The organism is Streptomyces gilvosporeus (assembly GCF_002082195.1).
In the GTDB taxonomy this organism is placed as follows: Bacteria; Actinomycetota; Actinomycetes; order Streptomycetales; family Streptomycetaceae; genus Streptomyces; species Streptomyces gilvosporeus.
Window position 1 is genome coordinate 5,039,486 of sequence record NZ_CP020569.1, and the last position, 22,608, is coordinate 5,062,093.

The 22,608-nt window shown below is 72.1% G+C and carries 17 protein-coding genes and 1 pseudogene; 14 read left to right on the forward strand and 4 right to left on the reverse strand.

Annotation, left to right across the window (positions count from 1 at the left end):
- Nucleotides 1–93: 93 nt before the first annotated feature.
- The gene (locus tag B1H19_RS22450) at nucleotides 94–1,500 is read right to left on the reverse strand and encodes an amidohydrolase family protein (protein WP_083106594.1); all 1,407 of its coding nucleotides are present in this window, start codon (nucleotides 1,498–1,500) and stop codon (nucleotides 94–96) included.
- A gap of 417 nt (nucleotides 1,501–1,917) precedes the next feature.
- Here B1H19_RS22450 and B1H19_RS22455 point away from each other — a divergent pair, with 417 nt between their 5' ends.
- From B1H19_RS22455 to B1H19_RS22505, 11 genes and pseudogenes are all read left to right on the forward strand, one after another.
- Nucleotides 1,918–2,778 carry an ATP-grasp domain-containing protein gene (locus B1H19_RS22455; RefSeq protein ID WP_083106595.1) on the forward strand — a complete coding sequence of 287 codons (861 nt, stop codon included), beginning with the start codon at nucleotides 1,918–1,920 and terminating at the stop codon, nucleotides 2,776–2,778.
- The gene (locus B1H19_RS22460; RefSeq protein WP_083106596.1) at nucleotides 2,775–3,620 is read left to right on the forward strand and encodes an ATP-grasp domain-containing protein; all 846 of its coding nucleotides are present in this window, start codon (nucleotides 2,775–2,777) and stop codon (nucleotides 3,618–3,620) included. Before B1H19_RS22455 ends, B1H19_RS22460 begins: the two co-directional genes overlap by 4 nt.
- Nucleotides 3,621–3,716: 96 nt before the next feature.
- Nucleotides 3,717–5,966, forward strand: coding sequence for a terpene synthase family protein (locus B1H19_RS22465; protein ID WP_083106597.1), 2,250 nt, complete (start codon nucleotides 3,717–3,719; stop codon nucleotides 5,964–5,966).
- A gap of 87 nt (nucleotides 5,967–6,053) precedes the next feature.
- Nucleotides 6,054–6,452, forward strand: a complete 399-nt coding sequence (locus B1H19_RS22470) for a nuclear transport factor 2 family protein (protein ID WP_083106598.1) — start codon at nucleotides 6,054–6,056, stop codon at nucleotides 6,450–6,452.
- A gap of 97 nt (nucleotides 6,453–6,549) precedes the next feature.
- On the forward strand, nucleotides 6,550–7,944 hold the full coding sequence (locus tag B1H19_RS22475; protein ID WP_083106599.1) for an FAD-binding oxidoreductase: 1,395 nt from the start codon (nucleotides 6,550–6,552) through the stop codon (nucleotides 7,942–7,944).
- A gap of 181 nt (nucleotides 7,945–8,125) precedes the next feature.
- Nucleotides 8,126–9,757, forward strand: coding sequence for a PucR family transcriptional regulator (locus tag B1H19_RS22480; RefSeq protein WP_083106600.1), 1,632 nt, complete (start codon nucleotides 8,126–8,128; stop codon nucleotides 9,755–9,757).
- Between the two features lie 5 nt (nucleotides 9,758–9,762).
- Nucleotides 9,763–10,203 (forward strand): annotated as a pseudogene (locus B1H19_RS22485) (ATP-binding protein); the annotation flags it as partial.
- A 503-nt stretch (nucleotides 10,204–10,706) separates the two neighbouring features.
- Entirely contained in the window at nucleotides 10,707–12,158 is a 1,452-nt protein-coding gene (locus B1H19_RS22490) for an amino acid permease (RefSeq protein WP_107426421.1), read from the forward strand.
- Between the two features lie 148 nt (nucleotides 12,159–12,306).
- A complete protein-coding gene (locus tag B1H19_RS22495; protein ID WP_083106601.1) occupies nucleotides 12,307–13,260 on the forward strand; it encodes a hypothetical protein in 954 nt (317 codons plus the stop codon).
- Nucleotides 13,261–13,978: 718 nt separating this feature from the next.
- Complete coding sequence (locus B1H19_RS22500) at nucleotides 13,979–16,081, forward strand: ABC transporter ATP-binding protein (RefSeq protein WP_083106602.1); 2,103 nt, start codon at nucleotides 13,979–13,981, stop codon at nucleotides 16,079–16,081.
- A gap of 121 nt (nucleotides 16,082–16,202) precedes the next feature.
- Nucleotides 16,203–16,913, forward strand: coding sequence for a DUF998 domain-containing protein (locus B1H19_RS22505; RefSeq protein WP_083106603.1), 711 nt, complete (start codon nucleotides 16,203–16,205; stop codon nucleotides 16,911–16,913).
- On the opposite strand, the gene B1H19_RS22510 is transcribed toward B1H19_RS22505, so the two are convergent.
- Nucleotides 16,910–17,563, reverse strand: coding sequence for a TetR/AcrR family transcriptional regulator (locus tag B1H19_RS22510; protein WP_083106604.1), 654 nt, complete (start codon nucleotides 17,561–17,563; stop codon nucleotides 16,910–16,912). The genes B1H19_RS22505 and B1H19_RS22510 overlap by 4 nt on opposite strands.
- Nucleotides 17,564–17,699: 136 nt before the next feature.
- On the opposite strand from B1H19_RS22510, the gene B1H19_RS22515 reads away from it, so the two are divergent.
- The 3 genes from B1H19_RS22515 to B1H19_RS22520 all read left to right on the forward strand — a co-directional run bounded on the left by B1H19_RS22515 (nucleotide 17,700) and on the right by B1H19_RS22520 (nucleotide 20,403).
- Nucleotides 17,700–19,127, forward strand: coding sequence for an amidase (locus B1H19_RS22515; protein WP_083106605.1), 1,428 nt, complete (start codon nucleotides 17,700–17,702; stop codon nucleotides 19,125–19,127).
- Nucleotides 19,128–19,140: 13 nt separating this feature from the next.
- Complete coding sequence (locus B1H19_RS39075) at nucleotides 19,141–19,425, forward strand: hypothetical protein (RefSeq protein ID WP_162500690.1); 285 nt, start codon at nucleotides 19,141–19,143, stop codon at nucleotides 19,423–19,425.
- 99 nt (nucleotides 19,426–19,524) lie between these two features.
- Complete coding sequence (locus B1H19_RS22520) at nucleotides 19,525–20,403, forward strand: COG4705 family protein (protein ID WP_083106606.1); 879 nt, start codon at nucleotides 19,525–19,527, stop codon at nucleotides 20,401–20,403.
- 148 nt (nucleotides 20,404–20,551) lie between these two features.
- On the opposite strand, the gene B1H19_RS22525 is transcribed toward B1H19_RS22520, so the two are convergent.
- Nucleotides 20,552–21,217 (reverse strand): response regulator transcription factor, encoded by a 666-nt coding sequence (locus B1H19_RS22525; RefSeq protein ID WP_083106607.1) that lies wholly within the window; start codon nucleotides 21,215–21,217, stop codon nucleotides 20,552–20,554.
- A 111-nt stretch (nucleotides 21,218–21,328) separates the two neighbouring features.
- Nucleotides 21,329–22,606, reverse strand: coding sequence for an erythromycin esterase family protein (locus tag B1H19_RS22530; protein ID WP_083106608.1), 1,278 nt, complete (start codon nucleotides 22,604–22,606; stop codon nucleotides 21,329–21,331).
- Nucleotides 22,607–22,608: the final 2 nt, after the last annotated feature.

Consider the following 22,608-nt stretch of genomic DNA (forward strand, 5'->3'; position numbering starts at 1 on the left):
GCCACCAGTCACCGCCCCGGCTTTTGCGGGCGCCGTCCCCGTAAGACGCCCGGCCATGCGCTCTCCCCCGTGCGCGCCCTACCCCTCCGCGCCCTACCGCGGCTCGACGCGCTGGATGTCGGCCTTCCGTACGACCTCGGGCCCCGCCTTCGCCGCCCGCTGCACCAGCGCGCGGGCGTCCCAGTCCGGTGGCCAGCCCTCCCACAGCCGCAGCCGGCCGTCGACCACCACCGCGGTGATCAGATCGCGGTTGGCCAGGCGGACGAGTTCCCACTGGAGGTCGTAGGACGGGGTGAGTTCGGGGACGGCGAGGTCCACGACCAGGTAGTCGGCGGCCTTGCCGACCGCGATCTGACCGGTGACCCGGCCCAGTCCGAGCGCATCGGCGCTGCGCGAGGTGGCGTGTTCCAGCCAGCGCCGTCCGGCGCCGCACACCGAGTCGCCGGTCGCCATGCCGCTGGTCAGCCGCTGTGCCGACTCGGCCGCGTCCAGCAGCCGGAAGCCGTCGCCGCGGGTGCCGTCGGTGCCCATCCCGAACCGGACGTCCAGCGCGGCCAGCATGTCGGCCTGGGCGACGGCATTGCCCTTCCAGGCGCTGGCCACCGGGTTGTAGCTGATCGCGGCGCCGGAGTCGGCGAGCATCCGCATCTCGGCGGGGGTGAGCAGGGTGGCGTGCGCGCCGAGGGTGTGCGGCCCCAGGGCGCCGATGTGGTGCAGATAGTCGACCGGGCGGCGGCCCACGCTCTTCAGCGACCGCTCCACGGAGGCGAGATGCTCGTTCACATGGATCTGGAGGACCGCTCCCGCCTCCGCGCACAGGTCCGCGGCGTGCTTGATGACGGTGGCGGTGGCGTCCTCGGGGACGGCGATGGCCAGCGACGGATGGATCAGCGGATGTTTCTCCCACCGCGCCAGGTGCGCGGGACCGCCGGTGCCGTCGGAGACGATTTTGCCCAGGACGCAGCGGATACCGGCCTCTTCGGTGCCCTTGGCCACGGCCGCCACATCGACCGGGGCGCGGGTGCCGGCGTCGGCGACGGTGGTGAAACCGCCGCGCAGCGCCTCCAATGCGGCCAGTTTCGCCGAGAGATAGGCCGTTTCCTCGTCCAGGGCGTGCTCCAGCGGCTCCCACACCGTCTTGAAGATCTCGGAGGGCTGCCCGAAGGACTGGGCCTTGCCGAAGCTCTGGGTGAGGTGATGGTGGGCGTCGACGAAACCGGGCATCAGCAGACGGCCGTCGAGGCGGACCGGCCGCAGGTCCCGGTGGGCGCGCAGGAGTTCTTCGGCCGGGCCGATACGGCGGAAGGTCCCGCCCTCCACCAGGACCGCCCGGCCGCGTACCGGGCCCTCCGGGAGCAGCAGCACCTCGGGGACGAGCAGCTGCCGCGGCCCGTGGAAGTGCGCGGGCCGCAGGCCGTCGTCCCTGCCGTACTGTCCGTGGGCGGCATCCGGGGCGGCGGCGTCCGCCGAGGCCGTGCCGCCGATGCCCGTCGCGCCCATGAATCCGCCGACCCCGGCCAGAAATCCTCGTCTGCCGAAGCCGCTGTGCTGTGCGTTCGCCAACCCGCTCGCCTGCTTCCCGTACTGCGGTACGTGTGTACCTCTTGCCGACTGCTCCCCGGGGTGGCCCGAACCTTAGGACCGCGCCAGAAGCGGAACAAGGCTTCCGGCATGCGGGATTCACGAGGTGGGGAGGCGGGTGGCGCAGCCCTCGCGTGCCCGCGCGGCCGCCCAGGTCATGGGTACGGGACGGCCGAGCCGGGTGGCGTAACGTCGCCGAAACATGCCCGGAGTGCCGTATGCGCACCGCGGGGGGCGCCGCACGCGTACCACAGGGGTGGTGCCTATGGGGCACATGGGATCCTGGTGCGTCATGCGGCGTTGGCCGGGGCTTCAGTGGGCTTTTGGGGTGGATCGATGAAACTGTGCTTCCTGGTGGAGGAGCAGTACCGCCATGACGGCATGCCGCTGGATGTGATCCGCCAACTCGATGCCTGGGGCCACCAGGTGGACGTGGTGTGGCCGGGCCGTTCGCTGATCCGGATATCGGAGGCGATACGGGCGGGCAGCCATGACGCCTGGGTGCTCAAGACCGTCTCCGGCGGGCCGGGCCTGACCCTGCTGGAAGCCGCCGCCGCGGTCGGCCTGACGACCGTCAACGACGCCCGGGTGATCCGCGGCGTACGCGACAAGGCGCTGGCGGCGGTGCTCGCGGCCCGCAGCGGACTGCCCGTTCCGCCCACCTATGTCGCGGCCCGGCCCGAGGAGTTCGCCGAACTGCCCGCGAGCGCCTACCCGCTGGTGGTCAAGCCCGCCGACGGCAGCTCCGGGCGCGCGGTACGGCTGGTCGCCTCGCCCGAGTGCCTGCTGGAGGCGGGGGACGAGAACGCCGGCGGCGGGCTGCTGATCGCGCAGCCCTATGTGCCCAATTCCGGCACCGATCTGAAGGTCTACAGCGTGGCCGGCGACCTCTTCGCCACCGAGCGCCGCTCCCCGCTGCACCCCGCGCACACCGTCCGCGAACGCGAGGTCCCGCTCACCCCCCAAATCGCCCGGATCGCCGCCCGCATCGGCGAGGTCCACGGGCTGGACCTGTACGGCGCCGACATCCTGCTCGGGCCGGACGGGCCGGTGGTCGTGGACGTCAACGACTTCCCCAGCTTCCGTCAGGTGCCCGATGCGGTGGCGCGGGTGGCGGATGCGGTGCTGCGGCTCGCGCGGGACGGGGCGCGTACGGACGCTCCGGTGGCGGCCCTGGCGCTGGAGGGCGCCCGATGAGGATCTGCCTGGTGACCGCCGATCCCGGGCATCCGCTGCTGGCCGCCACCGCCGCGCTCCTGGAACCCCGCCACCGGGTGGAGGTCCTGGACCCGGGCGCGGACCCCGGGCCGCCGGCCGCCTCGGGCGCCGGTCTCGCCGATGTCTATCTCCTCAAGGCGCGCACGCCGCGGGCGCTGGCCCTGGCCGCCGTCCTGGAGGAGCGCGGTGCGGTGGTCGTCAACTCGGCCGCGGCCACCGCCCGTTGCCAGGACCGGGTGCAGATGGCCGAGCTGGCGCGGGGCGCCGGGCTGCCGTTCGCCGCGACCCGCTCCGTACCCGCCCTCGCCCGCCTGGCCGCCGGTGAACCGGCCACGGCCCTGGTCGTCAAGAGCCGGCACAGCCGCCGCGGCGATCTGGTGGCCCGCGCCGATGGCGCGGCGCGGCTGCGGGAACTGGCCGCTGCCTGGCCCGACGAGCCCGTCATCGTCCAGGAGTTCACCGCCAACAGCGGCTGGGACCACAAGCTGTGGGTCGTCGACGGCCGCCTCTTCGCCGCCCGCCGCCGCTCCGAACTGGCCCCCGGCGGCCGCGGCCCGGCGCTGCCGCTGCCCGTGGACGAGCTGCCCGCCGACTGGCGCGCCGCGGCGCTGCGGATCGGCGAGGTCTTCGGCCTGGAGGTCTACGGCGTGGACATCCTCGACGCCGGGGACGGGGCGCCGCTCATCGTGGACATCAACGCCTTCCCCGGTATCCGCGGCCAGGCCGGTGCGCCGGAGGCGCTGGCGGGACTGGCGTTGCGGGCGGCCGCGGGTGAGGGGGCGCGGCCTTTTACCAACAACCCGCCCCTGAAGGCAAGTTAATGCCGTAAAAGGCTATTCCGCCCCGCCCCCGGGTAGTGCTGTGCCGGAAATCCGGCATGCACCGGTATGCCGGTACCCGTGGGAGAGGCGGCAGCAATGACCCGGCCGACGACACAGCCGTTCGAATTGCCGAACTTCTATGCGCCGTATCCGGCGCGGCTGAACCCGCATCTGGAAGAGGCCCGGCGGCACTCGACGCAATGGGCCCGGCGCCTGGAAATGCTGGAGGGCTCGGGAATCTGGGACGAAAAAGACCTCGCCGCGCACGACTACGCCCTGCTGTGCGCCTATACCCATCCGGACTGCTCCGCCGAGGCACTCTCGCTGGTCACCGACTGGTACGTCTGGGTCTTCTTCTTCGACGACCACTTCCTGGAGAAATTCAAACGGACCCTGGACCGCGCGGGCGGGAAGGAATATCTCGACCGGCTGCCGGACTTCATGCCGATGGACCTGGAGACGCCCGTACCGGAGCCGACCAACCCCGTGGAGGCGGGGCTCGCCGATCTGTGGGCGCGCACCGTACCCGCGATGTCGAAAGCATGGCGGGCGCGGTTCCGGGAAAGCACCGAGCAACTGCTCAACGAATCCCTGTGGGAACTCTCCAATATCCATATCCACCGCGTCCCCAACCCCGTCGAGTACATCGAAATGCGGCGCAAGGTCGGCGGCGCTCCGTGGTCCGCGGGCCTGGTGGAGTACGCGGCGGGGGCCGAGGTCCCGGCCGCCGTCGCCGGGACGCGGCCGCTGCGGGTGCTCAGGGACACCTTCGCCGACGCCGTCCACCTGCGGAACGACCTCTTCTCCTATCAGCGCGAGACGCAGGACGAGGGTGAGTTGAGCAATGGCGTCCTGGTCCTGGAGACCTTCCTGGGCTGCACGACACAGGAAGCCGCGGACTCCGTCAACGAGCTGATCACCTCCCGCCTCCAGCAGTTCGAGAACACCGTCTTCACCGAACTTCCCGTCCTCTTCGCGGAGCAGGCCCTCGACCCGCAGTCCTGCGCCGCGGTGCTGGCGTACGCCAAGGGGCTCCAGGACTGGCAGTCCGGCGGCCATGAATGGCATCTGCGCTCCAGCCGCTATATGAACGGCGGTGGGGCGGGCGCCCCGGGCGCCGCCTCCTGGTCGCCGTTCGCCGTCGGCGGGATCGGCACCTCCGCCACGGATGTGCACGCCGCCCTCGCCGCCTCCGAGATCCGCCGCGTGCGCCGCTACACCCATGCGCCGTTCCGGAAGGTCGGCCCGTCCCGTATCCCCGACATCTTCATGCCGTTCACCGCCTCCGTCAGCCCCCATCTGGACCGCGCCCGCCGCAACTGCCTCGCCTGGGCGCGCCGGATGGGCCTGCTGGAGCCGGAGCCCGGCGTCCCGCACTCCGGCATCTGGGACGAAGAGGCGCTCGCCGGATACGACTTGCCGCTGGCCGCGGCGGGTATGGACCCGGACGCCACCCCCGAGGAACTCGACCTCAACGCCCAGTGGCAGACCTGGGGCACCTACGCCGACGACTACTACCCCGCGGTCTTCGGCCGGACCCGCGACCTGGCCGCCGCCAAGGCGACCACCGCGCGGCTGTCGGCCCTGATGCCGGTCGACGACGCCACCCCCGCCCCCGCACCGGTCACCGCCATGGAACGCGGCCTGGCCGACCTGTGGTCCCGTACGGCGGGCCCCATGACCCCCGACGCGCGCCGCATCTTCCGCGCCGCCGTCGACACGATGACGGCCGCCTGGCTCTGGGAGCTCGACAACCAGGTGCAGAACCGTATCCCCGACCCCGTCGACTACCTCGAAATGCGCCGGGCGACCTTCGGTTCGGACGTCACGATGGCCCTCGGCCGCCTCGGGCACGGCCGGCGGATCCCGGACGAGATCCATCGCACCGGCACCCTGCGCTCCCTGGAGAACGCCGCCGCCGACTACGCGATGCTGGTCAACGACGTCTTCTCGTACCAGAAGGAGATCGAGTACGAGGGCGAGATCCACAACGGCATCCTCGTCGTCCAGAACTTCTTCGACTGCGACTACCCGACCGCACTGGCCGTCATCAACGATCTGATGACCTCCCGGATGCGCGAATTCCAGCACATCGCCGCCAACGAACTGCCCCTCGTCTGCGACGACTTCATGCTGTCCGCCGACGGCCGCGCCGCCCTCGCGGCGCACGTCCGGGAACTGGAGGACTGGATGTCCGGCATCCTCGCCTGGCATCACCGCTGCCACCGCTACCGGGAATCCGCGCTGCGCCACCGATCGGGGGCCCCGGCGCGGCTCGTGGCGCCCACCGGGCTGGGGACGTCGGCCGCGCGGATCGTCCGGTCCCGCGCCGCCGCGGTGGGGTAGTCCGCGGCCGGCCGGCTTGCCGGGAATGGACGGGGTGCGGGCGGTGCTGACGAAGACGACCGTCACCGTGAACCTTGGGGGGAACCCGTGAGCGAGACCCGCACCGTCGTCGAAGAGTTCTACCGCCGCGTCGGCAGCGGCGACATCGAGCGGCTGGGGGAGCTGTTCGCCGAGCGGATCGACTGGGACATCTACGGCGCCGAGGAGGTCCCCTGGACCGGACGGCGCAGCACCCGCGCCGAGGCCGTCGCGTTCTTCGCCGCCCTGCCCGACCACCTCCGGCTGGAGAACTTCACGGTCGAGCGCATCCTGGCCGACGGCGCCGACGCCGTCGCCCTCGGCCGGATGAGCCATGTCGTCAAGGCCACCGGCAGGACGTTCGCCTCGCCCTTCGCCTTCCACCTCACGGTCGAGGACGGCAAGATCACCCGCTACGTCACCTTCGAGGACAGCCTCGCGCTGGCCCGCGCCTTCGCGCTCGTCTAGGGGCCGGGCCGGCGCCGTCCGGAATTGCGGGGCCCGGAGCCCGGCGGGACGCTGGAATGGCGGTGGACACCGGCGTCTGGTCGAGGAGCGGTGCGCCATGGACGGCACCACGTTGGAACAGCTGCGCAGCGCGCTGCGCGGGCCGGTCATCGGACCCCGGGACCCGGAGTATCCCGAGGCCCGCACGATCTACAACGCGATGATCCACCGGCGCCCGGCCGCCGTGGCGCGGTGTGCGGACGCCGCCGATGTGATGGCCGCGGTCGACTTCGTCCGCGATCACGGGCTGGAACTCGCCGTCCGCGGCGGCGGTCACAGCGGCGCCGGCCTGTGTGTCCTGGACGACGCCGTCACCCTCGACCTGTCACCGCTGCGCTGGGTCCGCGTCGATCCGGTGGCCAGGACCGCCCGGGTCGGCGGCGGCAGCCAGCTCGGCGATCTCGACCATGCCGCGCACGCCTTCGGCCTGGGCGTGCCCGCCGGCATCGTCTCGACGACGGGCGTCGGCGGCCTCACCCTCGGCGGCGGCCACGGCCATCTCACCCGCAAATACGGGCTGACGGTGGACAGCCTGGTGGGCGCGGACGTGGTGCTGGCCGACGGCAGTTTCGTCACCGCCAGTGCGACCGAGCACCCGGATCTGTTCTGGGCGCTGCGCGGGGGCGGCGGCAATTTCGGGGTGGTGACCTCCTTCAACTTCCAGCTGCGGCCGGTGCACACGGTGGGCGTCGGCGTGACGCTGTGGCCCGTCGACCAGGCCCGCGAGGTGCTGGAGTGGTACCGCGACTTCCTGCCCGCCGCGTCCGAGGACCTCAGCGGCTTCTTCGCCCAGCTGGTGGTGCCGCCCGCGCCGCCGTTCCCGGAGGACATCCACGGGCACAAGATGTGCGGGGTGGTGTGGTGCTGGACGGGCGATCTGGGCGCGGTCGAGACGGCGCTGGCGCCGCCGGACGGCCCCGGCGCGCCGACCTTCCATTTCGCGGCGCCGATGCCGTATCCCGCGCTCCAGACCATGTTCGACGGGCTGATGCCGCCGGGGCTCCAGTGGTACTGGCGGGGCGCGTTCTTCGACCGGATCAGCGACGACGCGATCGGGGTGCATCTGAAGTACGGCGAGAACATCCCGACGGACCTGTCGACCATGCACCTCTACCCCGTCGACGGGGCCGCGGCGCGGGTCGGCGGGGACGATACGGCGTGGGCCTACCGGGACGCCGTCTGGTCCGGCGTCATCGCGGGCATCGACCCCGACCCGGACAACGCGGCGATCATCAAGGAGTGGGCGGTCGACTACTGGGAGGAGCTGCATCCGCATTCGATGGGTGGGGCGTATGTGAACTTCATGGGCGTCGGCGAGGGCCACGACCGCGTCCGTGCCACCTACCGGGACCACTACGACCGGCTGGCGTCCGTCAAGCGGACCTACGACCCCGGCAACCTCTTCCACGCCAACCAGAACGTGACACCGGCGGGGCCCACAACCGCCTCGTAGGACAACTCGGCTGTGAGAAAGGCGAGTTGGTGCCGTCCGTGGTGGCCATGCCGGATACCCGCGAGTAATTCGTTAGGGTCCGTCCGGTATCCGAAGGCCGTGCACCAGGCGGCCGGGGCCCGGCCCCTTGGGCAGGCCCTAGCATCGGGAGCAGGTCACCGACCCGGCAAAGGCACCGATCATGGATCCAGCTGCTGCGGCACCGCCCGCCCGCACCGGCATCAGTCTGCGGCAGCTGCTGATGTCGCTGGGCGAGCCGCTGGTGGAGTTGCAGGCCGCGCCCGCCGGGCTCGATGTGGAGATCCGCCAGGTCGAGCTGCTCGACCCCGAGGACGAACCGGCCGCTTCTCCCGGTGCGCTGGTGCTGGCCATCGGGGCCCGGGGCCGCGCCGCGTTTCCCGCGCTGCGGGCCGCCGGGCGGGACGGGGCCGCCGCCGTCGCCGTGAAGCTCGATGCCCCCGGTCAGGTCGCCGCCCTCAGCGAGACCGCCGTCGAGGCGGGCGTGGCGCTGCTGTCCGTACGGCGCGACGCGCGCTGGGAACAGGTGGACGCGATGGCCCGCGCGGCGTTGGAGGACGCGCCGTCGGGGGGCGGCGGCGAGGCGGGCGGGGAGCAGGACCTCTTCGCACTGGCGCAGACCACCGCCGTGCTCACCGGGGGCATCGTCAGCATCGAGGACACCACCACCCGCGTGCTGGCCTACTCCCGCGCCGGCGACTCCGACGAGGTCGACGATCTGCGCCGGCTGTCCATCCTGGGCTGGCAGAGCCCGGAGGAGTATCTGGCGCGGCTGCGCGAGTGGGGCGTCTTCCAGCGACTGCGCGCCTCGGACGAGGTGATCCACATCGACAGCCATCCGGAGCTGGGCATCCGTCGCCGGCTGGCGGTGGCCATTCGCTCCGGAGAGCGGCAGCTGGGCATCATCTGGGTGCAGGAGGGTTCGACGGCGCTGACCGAGCACGCGGACCAGGTGCTCGTGGGCGCCGCCCGGGTCGCCGCGCTCCATCTCGTACGCCGCCGCCGGGAGCTGTCCGCCGATCTGACGCTGACCCGGACGCTGGCCGCCGGCCTGCTGGACGGCACCACGGGGCCGCAGCCGCTGGCGTCGCATCTGGGGCTCGACGCGGCCCGCCCGGCGGCCGTTCTGGGTTTCTCGTACGGGGGTGGCGAGGCGGCCGCGTCCGAGCTGACCCGCGCCGAGGTCAGCAATCTGATCTCCGTGCACACCGCGGCCCGGCACCGCAGCGCCCTGGTCGTGCAGGCCGATCTGCGCACCTATGTGCTGCTGCCGCAGCTGCCGCGCAGTATCGATCTGGGGACGCTGCGCGGCTGGGGGCAGGAGATCAGCGAGGCGGCGAGCCGCCATCTGGGGCTGGTGCTGCGCGGTTCGGTCGGCTGCATCGTGTCCGGGCTCGGGGAGGTGCCCGAGTCGCGGCGCGAGGCGGACCGGATCCTGGACGCGATGGTGCGGGTCGGGGTCGCCACCACCGTCGCCGCGCTGCCCGACATCCAGGCCGAGGTGCTGATCAGCGAGCTGCTGGCGCTGCTCGGCGCGCACCCGGAACTGCGCGACCCCCGGCTGACCGCCCTGGTGACGCACGACAGCCGCAGCCAGGGGCAGCTGGCCGAGTCCGTCCTCGCGTATCTGGACGCCTTCGGGGACGTCCGCGCCGCGGCCGCCGAGCTGCATGTGCACCCCAATACGCTGCGCTACCGGCTGCGCCGGGCCGAGGAGCTGACCGGGCTGGATCTGAGCCGGCCCGATCAGCGGCTGCTGGCGATGCTCCAGCTGCGGCTGGCGGCCGCGGGCTGAGCCTAGACGACGCCGCCCTGCTGCTGGCCCGCACCCGGGCCCTGGGCGCCCACCAGGTCGCCTCCTGGGACCTGCCCGCCGACCCGGCCGTGGTCTCCGGCGCCCGGCTGCTCGCCGACCGCCAGCTGACCGAATGGGGCATGGCCCCCCTGGTCTTCCCCACCGAACTGATCGTCAGCGAACTGGTCACCAACGCCATCCGGCACGCCGGCGGACCGCTCACCCTGCGCCTGATCCGGCAGACCGCCCCCGACGCGCTGATCTGCGAGGTCTTCGACGCCTCCAGCACCTCCCCGCGGCTGCGGCACGCCCGGACCACCGACGAGGGCGGGCGCGGGCTGTTCATCGTGGCGCAGCTCACGCGGCGGTGGGGGACGCGCTACACCCCCACGGGAAAGATCATTTGGGCGGAGCAGGGCGCCGGGTCCGACACCGCGGCCGCCTGACCCCTGTCGGCCCGGCCGCCCGCCTTACCGGCGCATTCACCGCCCGTTCGCCCGCCCGCCCCGACGCCGTCGCCCCCGGCTGATGCGCTGTCGGCGTCGGTACGGGCCGTGGCGGACGCTTCCGTGCATTGGCCGTCCGAACAGCCATCCGGGACGAATTTGTCGGGCCGGACAAATACGCCGTCGCGGATCGCCGCATACGCTTACGCAAATCCCACACCGGACGTGATGCCGCTCACCTCTCACGAGGAGGCCGGGCCACGGCGTGGATGCGCAGCAGGCGCCTCCCCACCCACGCTGGCATCGAAGGACCGCGGCCCCTTGTCGCCGCGGTCGTCACGCGTCAGGGCCACGATCGCCACCTGCCACCAACCGGCCCTTGCGCGCGTCCGGATCCTGGGCACGCAACTGACAACACCACCGAGAAATCCGGCGCAGCCGGCCACCGAGGCGATCCCAGCAGTCACCCCGTGCATGACCCCTCAACCCTCATGGATGTCACGATGACCACACCTCCCCCCGGCCCCGTGGCCGCGCCGCCCGCACCTCCCGGCACCGGCCACTCCCCGGAGCAGTCAGGTCTCCAGTCGGGCCTCAAGAACCGCCATCTGTCCATGATCGCCGTCGGCGGGGTCATCGGCGCCGGCCTCTTCGTCGGCTCCGCCTCCGGCATCAAGGCCGCCGGCCCCGGCATTCTGCTCTCCTACGCCCTGGTCGGCGCGCTGGTCGTGTTCGTCATGCGGATGCTGGGCGAGATGGCCGCGGCCAACCCCACCTCCGGCTCCTTCTCCGCCTACGCGGACCGGGCGCTGGGCCGCTGGGCCGGCTTCTCCATCGGCTGGCTGTACTGGTTCTTCTGGGTCGTCGTCCTCGCCGTCGAGGCGACCGCCGGCGCCGGCATCCTCACGAGCTGGGTCCCGGCCGTCCCGCAGTGGGCCTGGGCACTGATCGTGATGGTCGTGCTGACCGCCACCAACCTCGCCTCGGTCTCCTCGTTCGGCGAGTTCGAGTTCTGGTTCGCGGGCATCAAGGTCGTCGCCATCGCGGCCTTCATCGTCCTGGGCGGCCTGGCGATCTTCGGCGTCCTGCCCGGCTCCCACCACGCCGCCACCGGCTTCGGCAACCTCACCTCGCACGGCGGCTTCCTGCCCCACGGCCCCAGCGCGATCCTCACCGGCGTCCTGATGGTCGTCTTCTCCTTCATGGGCAGCGAGATCGTCACCCTCGCCGCCGGCGAGTCCGAGGACCCGGAGCGCGCCGTCACCAAGGCCACCAAGAGCGTCATCTGGCGGGTGGGCATCTTCTACCTCGGCTCGATCCTGGTCGTCGTCTCCCTGCTGCCGTGGAACGACCCCTCGATCGTCAAGAAGGGCTCCTACGTCGCGGCCCTGGACACCATCGGCATCCCGCACGCCGGCCAGATCATGAACGTCATCGTGCTGACCGCCGTGCTCTCCTGCCTGAACTCCGGCCTCTACACCGCCTCCCGGATGGCCTTCTCGCTCGGCCAGCGCGGCGACGCGCCCGCGGCCTTCGCCCGGACGAACTCCCGGGGCGTCCCGCAGGCCGCGATCCTGGCCTCGGTCCTCTTCGGCTTCATCGCGGTGGGCTTCAACTACCTGTGGCCGACCACCGTCTTCCAGTTCCTGCTGAACTCCTCGGGCGCCGTCGCGCTCTTCGTCTGGCTGGTCATCTGCTTCTCGCAGCTGCGGATGCGCGGCATCATCCTGCGCGAGAACCCCGACAAGCTCGTCGTGCGCATGTGGCTCTTCCCGTACCTGACCTGGGCCACCATCGCGATGATCTCCTTCGTGCTGGCGTACATGCTCACCGACGACAGCCCCGGCGGTGGCCGGATCCAGGTGCTGCTGTCGCTGCTGGTGGCCGTGGTCGTGGTCGGCATCTCCCTGGTCCGCGACGTGCTCGCCCGGAGCCGCGGCGCTCTCACCAGGTAGGACGGCGGAGAAGCGTTACAGCTCGGTAACCGTAAGTGGCTGTACGGGCGGCGGTCTGCATGGCAGGCTGCCGCCCATACGGCTGCCCCCACATAATTTCCGCCGAATCCCCTCTCCGTCCGCACGTCCGGAAGGCCGCCCGCCCGCCATGCCTGCCTTCATACGCCGCCGCAGCGGCAGCCGTCCCCGTCTGGCCCCCGAACTCGACGACACTGCCCTCGGCAAGGTCCGCCGCCGCGTGCTGACCTGCTGGGACCGCGGTGCCCTCGACACCGCCGTGATGGCACTGCTGGGCCAGGTGATCGACGAGGCGGGCAAGGACTGGGACCGCAAGGCCCACCGCCTGGAGGTACTGGCCCAGGCAGCCGGGCGGGCGCTGCCCGGCATCTGGCGGGAGCACAAACCGCGCGACCCCAACGCCCTGCTGCTGCACGCCTGGTCGGAGATCATCCAGGCCCGGCAGCAGGAGGCCCCCGGCGATCTGTCCGCCGTACGCGACACCTGCCGGTTCGCCGCCGAACTGGTCCCCGAGGACCCCACTCCCTGGACCCTCCACCTGGCCGCGCTGCGGCTGGAGCGCCGCCCCACCCGCGAGCTCTCGCCGATCTGGCGCGAGATCAAGGCCCGCGACCCGTGGAACCGCGAGGCCCACCTCCAGGCCCTGGCCTATCTGTCGCCGGAGGAGTGCGGCTCCAGCGTCCTGGTCCTCGACCTCCTCGACGGCATCCGCGCCGAGATGCCGACGGACGCCCCCACCGCCGCCCTGGAGCTGACCGCCATCGTCCGCAACCACCAGCGGGCGGTCGCCGTGGGCGGCCTGATGGCCCTGGGTGCCGCGGAGATCTGGCGCCGGGCCGATGTCGTCCGCACCCTCGACCAGGCGGCCCAGGACTGGCCGACGCCCGGGTTCCTCAAGCACGCCGCCGCGTTGGCCGATCTCAACCTGCTGGCCTACGCCTTGCTCAAGTCCACCCGCCCGACCGACGCCGGCGTCGCACTGCGGGCGACCGGGGGAGTGGGAACCCCGTGGCCGTGGAGCATGGATGGGGATCCGCTGGAGCGGTACTCGCACTTCTACGGGCGGCACCGGACGGTGAAGTGAGGGAGCGTCAGGGACGGAGCCTGATCTGACGCCACGTCACCCATCCCTGAAATGGGATGCGTTGCCCGCCTCCCGGAGATTTTCCGTCGCTGACGGGGTGTGATATTCCGACGCCTCGCGCCGGGTCGTTCCGGCTGGCGACTTACGAGGTGCATGCCCAACCGGCTTACGGATGACGTCAGTTGGGGAGGTCGTCCATCCCGTCCCGGGGGCGGAACGCGCCGCCCGCCACGCCCCGTTCGAGGGGTACGCTGCGCAGCCGGGCGACGACTATGGGCGATATTTCCGATTTGCATGAATTTTCACGCATAGGTCCTTGTTGTCTGGTAAAAGCCGTCGTAGCCTCGAAAGTGTCGTGGTCAGACACGACATAACAGGCCAAACGGAAACAGCAGGAGGCGATTATGAGCTTCCGGACGGTCTTCCCCGCCAGGCGTCGCCGTCGTCGTGGATGCGGCGACTGGGACGACTGGGACGACTGGGGCTACGGCGGCTACGGCCGTGGGCGCTTCGGCCGGTTCGGTCGCGGACGCGGGTATGGACGCGGCTTCGGCTTCTTTGGTTGGTACTGAGCCACTGGCCGACCAGTAGTCCTGACGAAAAGTCCTGACGAGATGTCCTGAGAGCGAGGCGGGCTCGCGCATTGCGCGGGTCGGCCTCGTTGCTTGAGTACAACGTTGCTTGAGTACGACCCGTACGAGGGTGTGACGCAGCGGCCATGCACTTCCACAGCTCACGTCAGCGCACCGTGCGCCCCGACGCGCCACCTCTGGGTGGTGTGGATCCGACGGCGCTTGAGCCCGCCCGCCGCGGCGCGACCGCCGAAGGGCAACCGCGGCGGAGGCAACGCTTCGGGGCCAAATCAAAGGCCGCGGCCCCGCCGGACGCGCCCCCGTACCCGCCGGGTTCCGCGCCCGGGGACCTGCCGGGCCCCGAGCCCCGCCCACCGCAGGCCGGTCCCGGGCACCCGCCGACGGTCTCCGCCCCGCTGGGCACCGGTCTGCTGACGGATCAGCAGTACCCGCTTCCCCGGCACTTCCGCGCCCAAGCGGCCTTCAAGCGTTTCTGGCCCCTGACCAAGGGGGACCGGCGCTGGCTCCTCGGCGTCGGCATGTGCGCGATCGTGGCCGCCCTCGCCGAGACCGTGGCCATCCTCCTGTTCGCCGAACTCACCGACAACGCCCTCCAGAAGGGCTCCGTCAGCGCCTTCTGGGGTCCCGCGCTCACCTGGCTCGGAGTGGCCGTCATCGGCGCCCTGGTCGGCTACCTCGGCAATTCGCTCGGCGCCTGGACCGCCATCCGCTTCGTGGTCCGCCTGCGAGCCCGCGTCTTCGCCCATCTCCAGGAGCTTCCACCGCACTTCTTCCAGCGCAACCGGCGCGGCGACCTGGTGGAGCGGCTGACCGGCGACGTGGACTCGATCGAAGCGCTGGTGGTCAGCGGCGTGGTGCAGGCGGCAACCGCCGTGTTCGGCCTCGTCTTCTACGCCGGTGCGGCCCTGCTCCTGCGCTGGGACCTGGCCCTGGCCACCTTCGGCCTCGTCCCCCTGTTCTTCGCCGCCACCCGCCAGTTCACCGGCCGTCTGCGCGAGGTCTCGCGCCGTGAACGCCGCGCGGAGGGCGCCATCACCGCGGTCGTCGAGGAGACGCTGGTCAACGTCGTCCTGACCCAGGCGTACAACCGGCAGCGCGACGAGGAGGAGCGGCTGCGCCGGGAGTCGGGCACCTGGTTCAGGACCTCACTGGTCAGCGCCCGGCTCAACCAGTTCTATGTGCAGGTGCTGGAGGTCCTCGAAACGATCTGCGTCCTGTCGATCATCGGCCTGGGCGCCTGGGAGATCTCCGCCGGCCGGATGTCCCTCGGGCAGCTGCTCGCGTTCGCGGCCTTCATCGGCTACCTCTACCCGCCGATCCGCAACCTCGGCCAGCTCGGCCTGACGGTCACCGCCGCCACCGCCGGCGCCGACCGTCTGCTGGAGATCCTCGACGCACCCCCCGCCGTCACCGACCCCCCGCCCGAAACGGTCATCCAGACCCCGGAGCGCGCCGACGGAAGGGTGGAGGCGCGGCAGGTCACCTTCCGCTACCCGGGCGGGAGCGCCAACGTCCTCACGGACTTCTCCTTCTCCGCCGTACCCGGAGAACTGCTGGTCATCACGGGCCCCAGCGGCGCGGGCAAGTCCACCCTGGCCGCCTTGCTGCTGCGCTTCTACGACCCGGACGAGGGCAGCATCCTGCTCGACGGCATCCCCGTGAACCGGCAGCCGCTCGCCCGGCTCCGCCGGAACATCACGCTGCTGCCCCAGGAGACGCTGGTCCTGCACGACACCGTCGAGGAGAACATCGCCTCCGGACGCGCGCACGCCACCCACGAGGACGTGGTGCACGCCGCCAAGGCGGCCGACGCCCACGACTTCATCTGCGACCTCCCCGACGGCTACCGCACCGTCATCGCCCCCGGCACCGCCCGGCTCTCCGGCGGTCAGCTCCAGCGCGTCGCCATCGCCCGCGCCATGCTCCGCGACGCCCCCGTCCTCCTCCTCGACGAGCCCACCACCGGCCTGGACACCCTCGCCGCCCAGCGCATCCTCGGCCCGCTGCATCGCCTGGCCGAAGGCCGCACCACCATCGTGATCACCCACGACCTAGCGCTGGCCGCCGGCGCCGACCGCGTGCTCGTCCTCGACGAGGGCCGCCTGGTCCAGTCCGGCACCCACACCCAGCTCCTGCACCAAGGCGGCCTGTACGCCTCCCTCCTGGAGGCCCATCCCCCCGCCCACAACGGCACCGCACACCCCTCCCGCCCCGGCGTGCTCCCCTGAAAGAGCCAGGCCGCCGTCCCGCCGAAGGGGGAGCCCGTTTCCCCCGCGGCAGCGATGTGCCCGCACCCCGCCGACTGCGACGGTGTCCCTACCGCAGCCGGAACCCAGGGGGACGCCGCCGATGCACGCCCAGCCCACAACCCAGCCCGCACCACACCCGGACGTCACGGCCGAAACGCGCGCCGGGGATCCTCGCGGCCGCCTCGGGGCCGCCGTATGGATCCTCGCCGTCGTCCCGTTCCTGGCCGTGCAACCGGCCGTGGGAGCCGCCTGGCGCACCCCGTACAGCTGGGTGCGCAACAACATCAGCGATCTGGGCAACGTCCACTGTGGGATCTGGGACGCTTCCCGCCCGCGCTATGTCTGCTCCCCCCTGCACGACCTGATGAACGCCGCCTTCGCCGCCCACGGAGCCCTCCTCCTGGCCGGCGTCCTGCTGACCGGCCGCGCCTGCTGGGGCCGCGGCGCCCGCGCGCTGACCACCCGGATCCTCTTCCTGATCAGCGCCGCGGCCTGGGTCCTGGTGGGCTTCGTCCCGGCCGACGTCGACGAAAACCTGCACGTCCTGGGCGCCTTGTGCATCATGGGCGTGGGGAACGCCGCCCTGCTGTGCGCCGCCTTCCTCCCCCGCGGCGCCCTCTTCGCCGCCATCCGGCCCGCCACCTTCGCGCTCGCCCTGCTCGCCCTGACCGCCGCCGCCCTGTTCTTCACCCGGCACGACCCCGGCCTGGGCATGGGCACCCTGGAACGCCTCGCCGCCTTCGGCACCGACGCATGGGTGCTGGTCGCGGCCGTCGCCGTCCTGCGCCGTCGGCGGGCGGACAGGCCCTAGGCCCCGCCGTCGCCCTCCCCCTCCGGACGCTGCGCGAGCGCCGTCCAGGAGCGCAGGAGGAGGTCGAAGGCGTCGACGACGACCTCGTCCGGAATGCCGTCGGGGGTCAGCAGGCGCTGGATGAGCAGGCCGTCCTCCAGGGCGTGGACGATCAGGGCCAGGGACGCGGGGTCCGCGGGCGCCTCGACGCCGCGGGCGGCGAACGCCTGCTCCAGGCCGGCGGCGTGGGCGTCGCGGGCGAGGAGTTCCCGTTCGGCGAGCAGCGGGCGCAGCTCCTCGTTGCGCAGTGCGTGCAGCACCAGCTCCATGCGCAGGGCGAGCCATTCGGGCAGATGCCGGGCGCGGTCGCGGTTCCAGGCCCGGAGTGCGCCGAGGGCGTCGGCGAAGGAGGCGGCGTCCTGGGTGAGGGCGCGGACCTCCTCCAGTTCGCTGCGGGTGCGGTGCTGGAGCAACTCGGCGACGAGGGCGTTCTTGTCCTCGAAGTTCCCGTAGAACGCGCCGCGGGAGTACCCGGCGCGTTCGGCGATCTGCTCGACGGAGGTGCCGTTGACACCGCGTTCGGTGAACAGCTCGGCGGCGGCGGTCAGCAGGCGGCCGCGGGTCTGCTGCCGGCTCTCTTCACGGGTCAGGCGCTTGCGTTCGGGTGTCACGACGGCATCCTACGGCGCACCCCGGCAGGAATATTCACTCCTGTATTCGGATACAGATCTGTATCTTGAGTCCCGGAACGGTCGGCACGGCCGGATGCCCGCACGGTGGGCACGGCCGGACGAAAGGGAGGGCCCGATGGGGACGACGAGCGAGCTCTGGACGCTGGAGGCGTCGGCGCTGGCGAAGCTGGTGGCATCCGGAGAGGTCTCCGCGGCGGAGGCCGTGGAGGCACATCTGGAGCGCATCGCCGCGGTCAACCCGCGCGTGAACGCGGTGACCCGGCTGCTGGAGGACGGCGCCCGGCAGGCGGCGCGGGAGACCGACCGGCGCCGGGCGGCCGGCGAGCGGCTGGGCCCGCTGGCCGGGGTGCCGTTCACGGTGAAGGAGAACATCCACGTCGCCGGATCGGCGACCACGCACGGTGTGCCGTACTTCCGGGACCGGGTGGCGAAGGCGGACGCGCCCCCGGTGCGGCGGCTGCGCGCGGCCGGGGCGATACCGATCGGCCGCACCAACATGCCCGACCTGGCGATCGCCGGCGTGCACACCGTCAGCCAGCTGTTCGGGGACACCGTCAACCCGTGGGACCCGCAGCGCACTCCCGGCGGCACCAGCGGCGGCGACGCGGTCGCGGTGGCCACCGGTATGGCGGCGCTGGGCCTGGGCAACGACTCCGGCGGCTCGATCCGCAACCCGGCGACGTTCAACGGCGTCGCCGGACTGAAGCCGAGCTACGGGCGCTTCCCGGCCGACCACCGGATGACCGACCAGGAGCCCGTCCTGGGCCACCAGCTCTTCCCGGTGGACGGGCCGCTGGCCCGGTCGGTGGCGGACCTGCGGGCGGCATACGAGGTGCTGGCGGGCACCGACCCGCAGGACCCGCGGGCGGTCCCGGCGCCGCTGTACGGGCCGCGTCCGGAGGCGCCGGTCCGGGTGGGCGTGGTGACCGACCCCGGCGGCCGGGGCGACGTCCATCCGGACGTACGCGCCGCGATCGAGGCGGCGGCCGCCGCCCTGGAGGACGCCGGGCACCCCGTCGAGGAGGTGGAGGTGCCGCGGCTCCAGGACGCCCTCGACGGCTTCGGCGCACTCCTGATGACCGAGTTCTCGCTGGCCTGGCCCGTGCTCCGGCGGCTGCTCACCGACGACAGCGCCCGCCATATCGAGCTGGACACCCGGCGCCATCCGGCCGTCGGCCTGGAGGAGTACCTGCGGCAGACCGGCGTACGCCTCGGCGTCCAGCGCGCCTGGGCCCGCTTCTTCGAGCGCTGTCCGCTGCTGCTCGGCCCGGTGTCCACGCGGCCGGTACCGGAGCCCGTGGTGCCGCGGACCGCGGAGGAGCAGGACGCGATGATGGCGCCGATGCGGCTGCTGACCGCGACGACGTATGTGGGTGTGCCGGCCGTGGCCGTGCCCACGGGGCTGGCGGCCGGGCTGCCGCAGGGCGTCCAGGTCGTGGCCGGGATGTACCGCGAGGACCTGTGCCTGGACGCGGCCCAGTGCATCGAGGACCGCCTCGGCGTCCTCGCCCCGCTCGACCCGCGCCCGTGCCGGAACGGGTAGCCGCGCTCAGCGCATGGACCTCGGGTACGGGATCTCCGCCGGCCTGTTCGCCCCCGCGATCGCCGCGATCGCCGCGGTCGCGGTGGCGCACTGCGCGCTCGACCTGGATGCGGTGTGGAGCATCTGGATCGCGTACGTCCTGCCCCGGCCGCTGGGCGCGTCGATCGGCGACGGTGTCCCGGCGGGATGTGAGCGAGCCGGAGCGGCTTCCCATGCACACCTGATGGGCATTCAGGATCCGTTCAGGGAAAGGTTGGCAGGGTCGGATGGCGTGCGGCCTCACGTCGGCGCGCGGTGATACGTTGCGCCCGCGTGAGGCCGAAGTCCGCCATTTCGTCAGGCATATGACCGCTCGCCCCGGGGGAACGGGCCGGCGGCCCGCCGAGAAGGATTGACATTGCAAACGCCCGAACTGCTGACCGATTCGGATGCCGCCGGCCCTCAGACCTGGGTGCGGAAGAAGCTCCCGGAGGTGACACTGGCCTTCTGGATCATGAAGATCGCCGCCACGACCCTCGGCGAGACCGCCGGTGACCTCTTCGCCCAGACCCTCAAGCTCGGATACTTCCTGACCACGATCGCGCTGTTCCTGATCTTCGTGGTCACGCTGGTCGTCCAGCTCCGCTCCCGGCGCTACAACCCGTTCTTCTACTGGACCGTCATCCTGTCCACCAGCATGGCCGGGACCACGATGTCCGACTTCATGAACCGGGACGCGAGCGCCAAGTTCCTTACCGGCGGGGCCACTTCGCTGGGCTGGGGGCCGCAGGGCCTGGGCCTGGGGTACCCCACCGGCGCCGCGATCCTCATCTCGCTGCTGATCGCCATCTTCCTCGTCTGGAAGAGCACCGGGCTGACGTTCTCCATCCGCGACATCGTCACCTTCCGCGCCGAGGCCCTCTTCTGGGCGGCGATCCTCGTCTCGAACACCCTCGGCACCTCGGCGGGCGACTTCCTGTCCGACAGCTCCGGCCTCGGTTACGCGGGCGGGGCCCTGCTCGTCGGCGGCCTGCTCGCCGTACTCGTCGTCCTCATGCGGGTGCCCGCCGTGCCGAACGTCCTGCTGTTCTGGATCGCCTTCGTGCTCACCCGCCCGCTCGGCGCCACCGCCGGCGACTTCCTCACCAAGCCCCTCGCCAAGGGCGGCCTGGACCTCGGAACGGCGGGCTCGTCGGCCGTCCTCCTCGCCGTCCTGGTCGGCCTCATGGGCTACGCACAGGTGCAGGAGCGCAGGAACGCCGCGCCCAAGGAGGAGGCACCGGCGGGGGTTTCCTGACCCCCCGTCGAGGGCGCCGGACACCGAGGACGTCCGACGGGGCAGGCCACCGTCAGCACCACCATCACCAGCGCGGCGGTCGCGAGCGCCACCAGCGAGAGGCGTCCTCGTAGGGTGCGGGGGAGGTGGCGGGAGGCCGGGCCGGCCCTCATGACAGCCGGTGCCCGATTCCCCGGGCGGTGCTGATCGTCAGATCGCTGCCCGCCTCCCGGATCTTGCGCCGCAGCCGGCTCAGATACTGGTCGAGCGTGTTCTCGCTGACCTGTGCCCCTTCCGGCCAGCCCGCCCTGACCAGCTCCCGTCGGCGCACCACCGTCCCCAACCCGGCCATCAGAGCGGCCAGGAGCCGGAACTCGGTGGGCGTCAGCGCCACCTCGACGTCCCGTACGCACAGGCTGTGCTGCCCCGGGTCCAGCACCAGATCACCGGCGGGCGCGGCGGTGGCGGCCCCGGACCGCTTGAGCGCGGCGCGCAGCCGGGCGGTCAGCTCGGCGAGATGGAACGGCTTGGGCAGATAGTCGTCGCCCCCGGCGGAAAAGCCGCTCAGGCGGTCGGCGAGCCCGTGGTGCGCGGTCAGGAAGACCACCGGGCGCAGAAACCCCCGTGCCCGCATCGCCTGGCACACATCCCGCCCGTCCGCGTCCGGCAGCCCGACATCGAGCACCACCGCGTCGACGGAGTCACCGGTGAGCCGGAGGGCGGTGGCCCCGTCCCGCGCGGCCACCGTCCCGAACCCCTCGCCCCGCAGCCCGCGCACCAGCACGTCCCGCAGGGCGTGGTCGTCCTCGACGACCAGGATGGTGGTGGGACGCAACGGTGTCACCTCACAGACCCCGGCGGTGCGGTGCACCGTGGACGGTCTACGGCACTGTAGACGACGACGGGGCGGCCGGACCGCGCGGCGAGAAGGCACCGGCACGGGCCGTCAGAAGCGCACCGTCCGGTCCCGGGTGACCGTCGGAACGGCGAGTACGGCGTCGAACGCCTCGGGGACCGGGGTGCTCAGATGGGAGCTTTGGAACCGGATCCCGTTGAGCAGTGGTGCCCCCTGGGCGTCACGCGGTGCGTGGCGCAGGTCGGTCAGGGTGATCCGGTCGGCCAGCCCGGCGTCGGCGAGAGCGGCCTCGACGCTGCCGGGCTCGGCGGGCTCCAGACCGGCTTCGGCGACGGTGAAGCCCACCGCGGCGCTCGGGTCCGGATACATCTCCGGCACATGGTCCGCGGTGTGGACCAGGGCCACGGCGCGGTAGTCCCGGCCGAGCGTCCGCTGCAGGTGCTGGCCCATGGGCAGTGTGGTGAGGCCGCCGGCGAACTGCAATGAAAACGGTGTCTTGTGGATGTGGTTGTTGTGCGCCGCGAGAACGATCCGGGTCCCCGGTGCGGCACGCTCCAGATGCCAGCGCACCGATTCGGCCATGTAGATCTCCCGTACCGACAGGTCCCCGGCACGGCCCCGGCCGGACAGCAGGGCGTTCATCGCCTGGTACATGTAGTCGGTGTGGCAGGCCGCCTCCACCCGGCGCCGGGCGATGTCGAAGCGGCTCTGGCTGCTACGGGACACACAGAGCGGTTCGACGGCACGCAGCCGCAGCACCAGCCGCGCCAGCGTGGCGGTCAGCTCGTTCTGCTCCGCGGTCTCCAGGGCGGCCCACGCGGGCCCGGCCGTGGCGCCGGAACCGCGGCCCGTCAGGAACCGGTCGCTGATCTCCAGGGCCGTATCGACGAGGGGGAGCGCGTCGGGATCGACCTCGCGCAGGTAGTCGGCCACCGGCTCCAGGGCGGGCCGCAGCGCCCCGCCCGCCTCGGGGACGTCGATGCCGGCGAAGCGCACGGGGTGGGCGCTGGTGCGGTTGTGCCGGCGCAGCCACTGCATCAGATCTCGCGCGCCCCACTCGGCGGCGGCCCGGCTCACCTTCGCCAGGTCGCCGTCGTCCCCCTCGCCCCGGAGCCATCGGTCGAGCGGGAAGGCTTCGCTGAAGCCGAACTCCATGGCGAAGACGGTGAATCCGCAGCGCTCGGCGAGAAAACGCAGCACCCGCTGGCGTGCGCGCGAGAACTCCTCGACGAAGTGAGCGCCCTCACCGACCGCGACGACCCGCGCATCGCCGACGATCTCCCGGAGCGCTTCCAGGTCGTCGAGGGGCTGTTGCGGATCCAGGGTGGTCAGGGTGGTGGCGTGCGCGCGGAACCAATCGGCAAGCACGG

Excerpts from the sequence above, each read along its gene's own strand:
- B1H19_RS22465 (WP_083106597.1), top strand. The coding sequence starts at position 3,717 with ATGACCCGGCCGACGACACAGCCGTTCGAATTGCCGAACTTCTATGCG.
- B1H19_RS22460 (WP_083106596.1), top strand. The coding sequence starts at position 2,775 with ATGAGGATCTGCCTGGTGACCGCCGATCCCGGGCATCCGCTGCTGGCC.
- B1H19_RS22450 (WP_083106594.1), bottom strand. The coding sequence starts at position 1,500 with ATGGGCGCGACGGGCATCGGCGGCACGGCCTCGGCGGACGCCGCCGCC.
- B1H19_RS22495 (WP_083106601.1), top strand. The coding sequence starts at position 12,307 with ATGCCTGCCTTCATACGCCGCCGCAGCGGCAGCCGTCCCCGTCTGGCC.
- B1H19_RS22505 (WP_083106603.1), top strand. The coding sequence starts at position 16,203 with ATGCACGCCCAGCCCACAACCCAGCCCGCACCACACCCGGACGTCACG.
- B1H19_RS22490 (WP_107426421.1), top strand. The coding sequence starts at position 10,707 with ATGACCACACCTCCCCCCGGCCCCGTGGCCGCGCCGCCCGCACCTCCC.
- B1H19_RS22480 (WP_083106600.1), top strand. The coding sequence starts at position 8,126 with ATGGATCCAGCTGCTGCGGCACCGCCCGCCCGCACCGGCATCAGTCTG.
- B1H19_RS22455 (WP_083106595.1), top strand. The coding sequence starts at position 1,918 with ATGAAACTGTGCTTCCTGGTGGAGGAGCAGTACCGCCATGACGGCATG.
- B1H19_RS22500 (WP_083106602.1), top strand. The coding sequence starts at position 13,979 with ATGCACTTCCACAGCTCACGTCAGCGCACCGTGCGCCCCGACGCGCCA.
- B1H19_RS39075 (WP_162500690.1), top strand. The coding sequence starts at position 19,141 with ATGGACCTCGGGTACGGGATCTCCGCCGGCCTGTTCGCCCCCGCGATC.
- B1H19_RS22515 (WP_083106605.1), top strand. The coding sequence starts at position 17,700 with ATGGGGACGACGAGCGAGCTCTGGACGCTGGAGGCGTCGGCGCTGGCG.
- B1H19_RS22475 (WP_083106599.1), top strand. The coding sequence starts at position 6,550 with ATGGACGGCACCACGTTGGAACAGCTGCGCAGCGCGCTGCGCGGGCCG.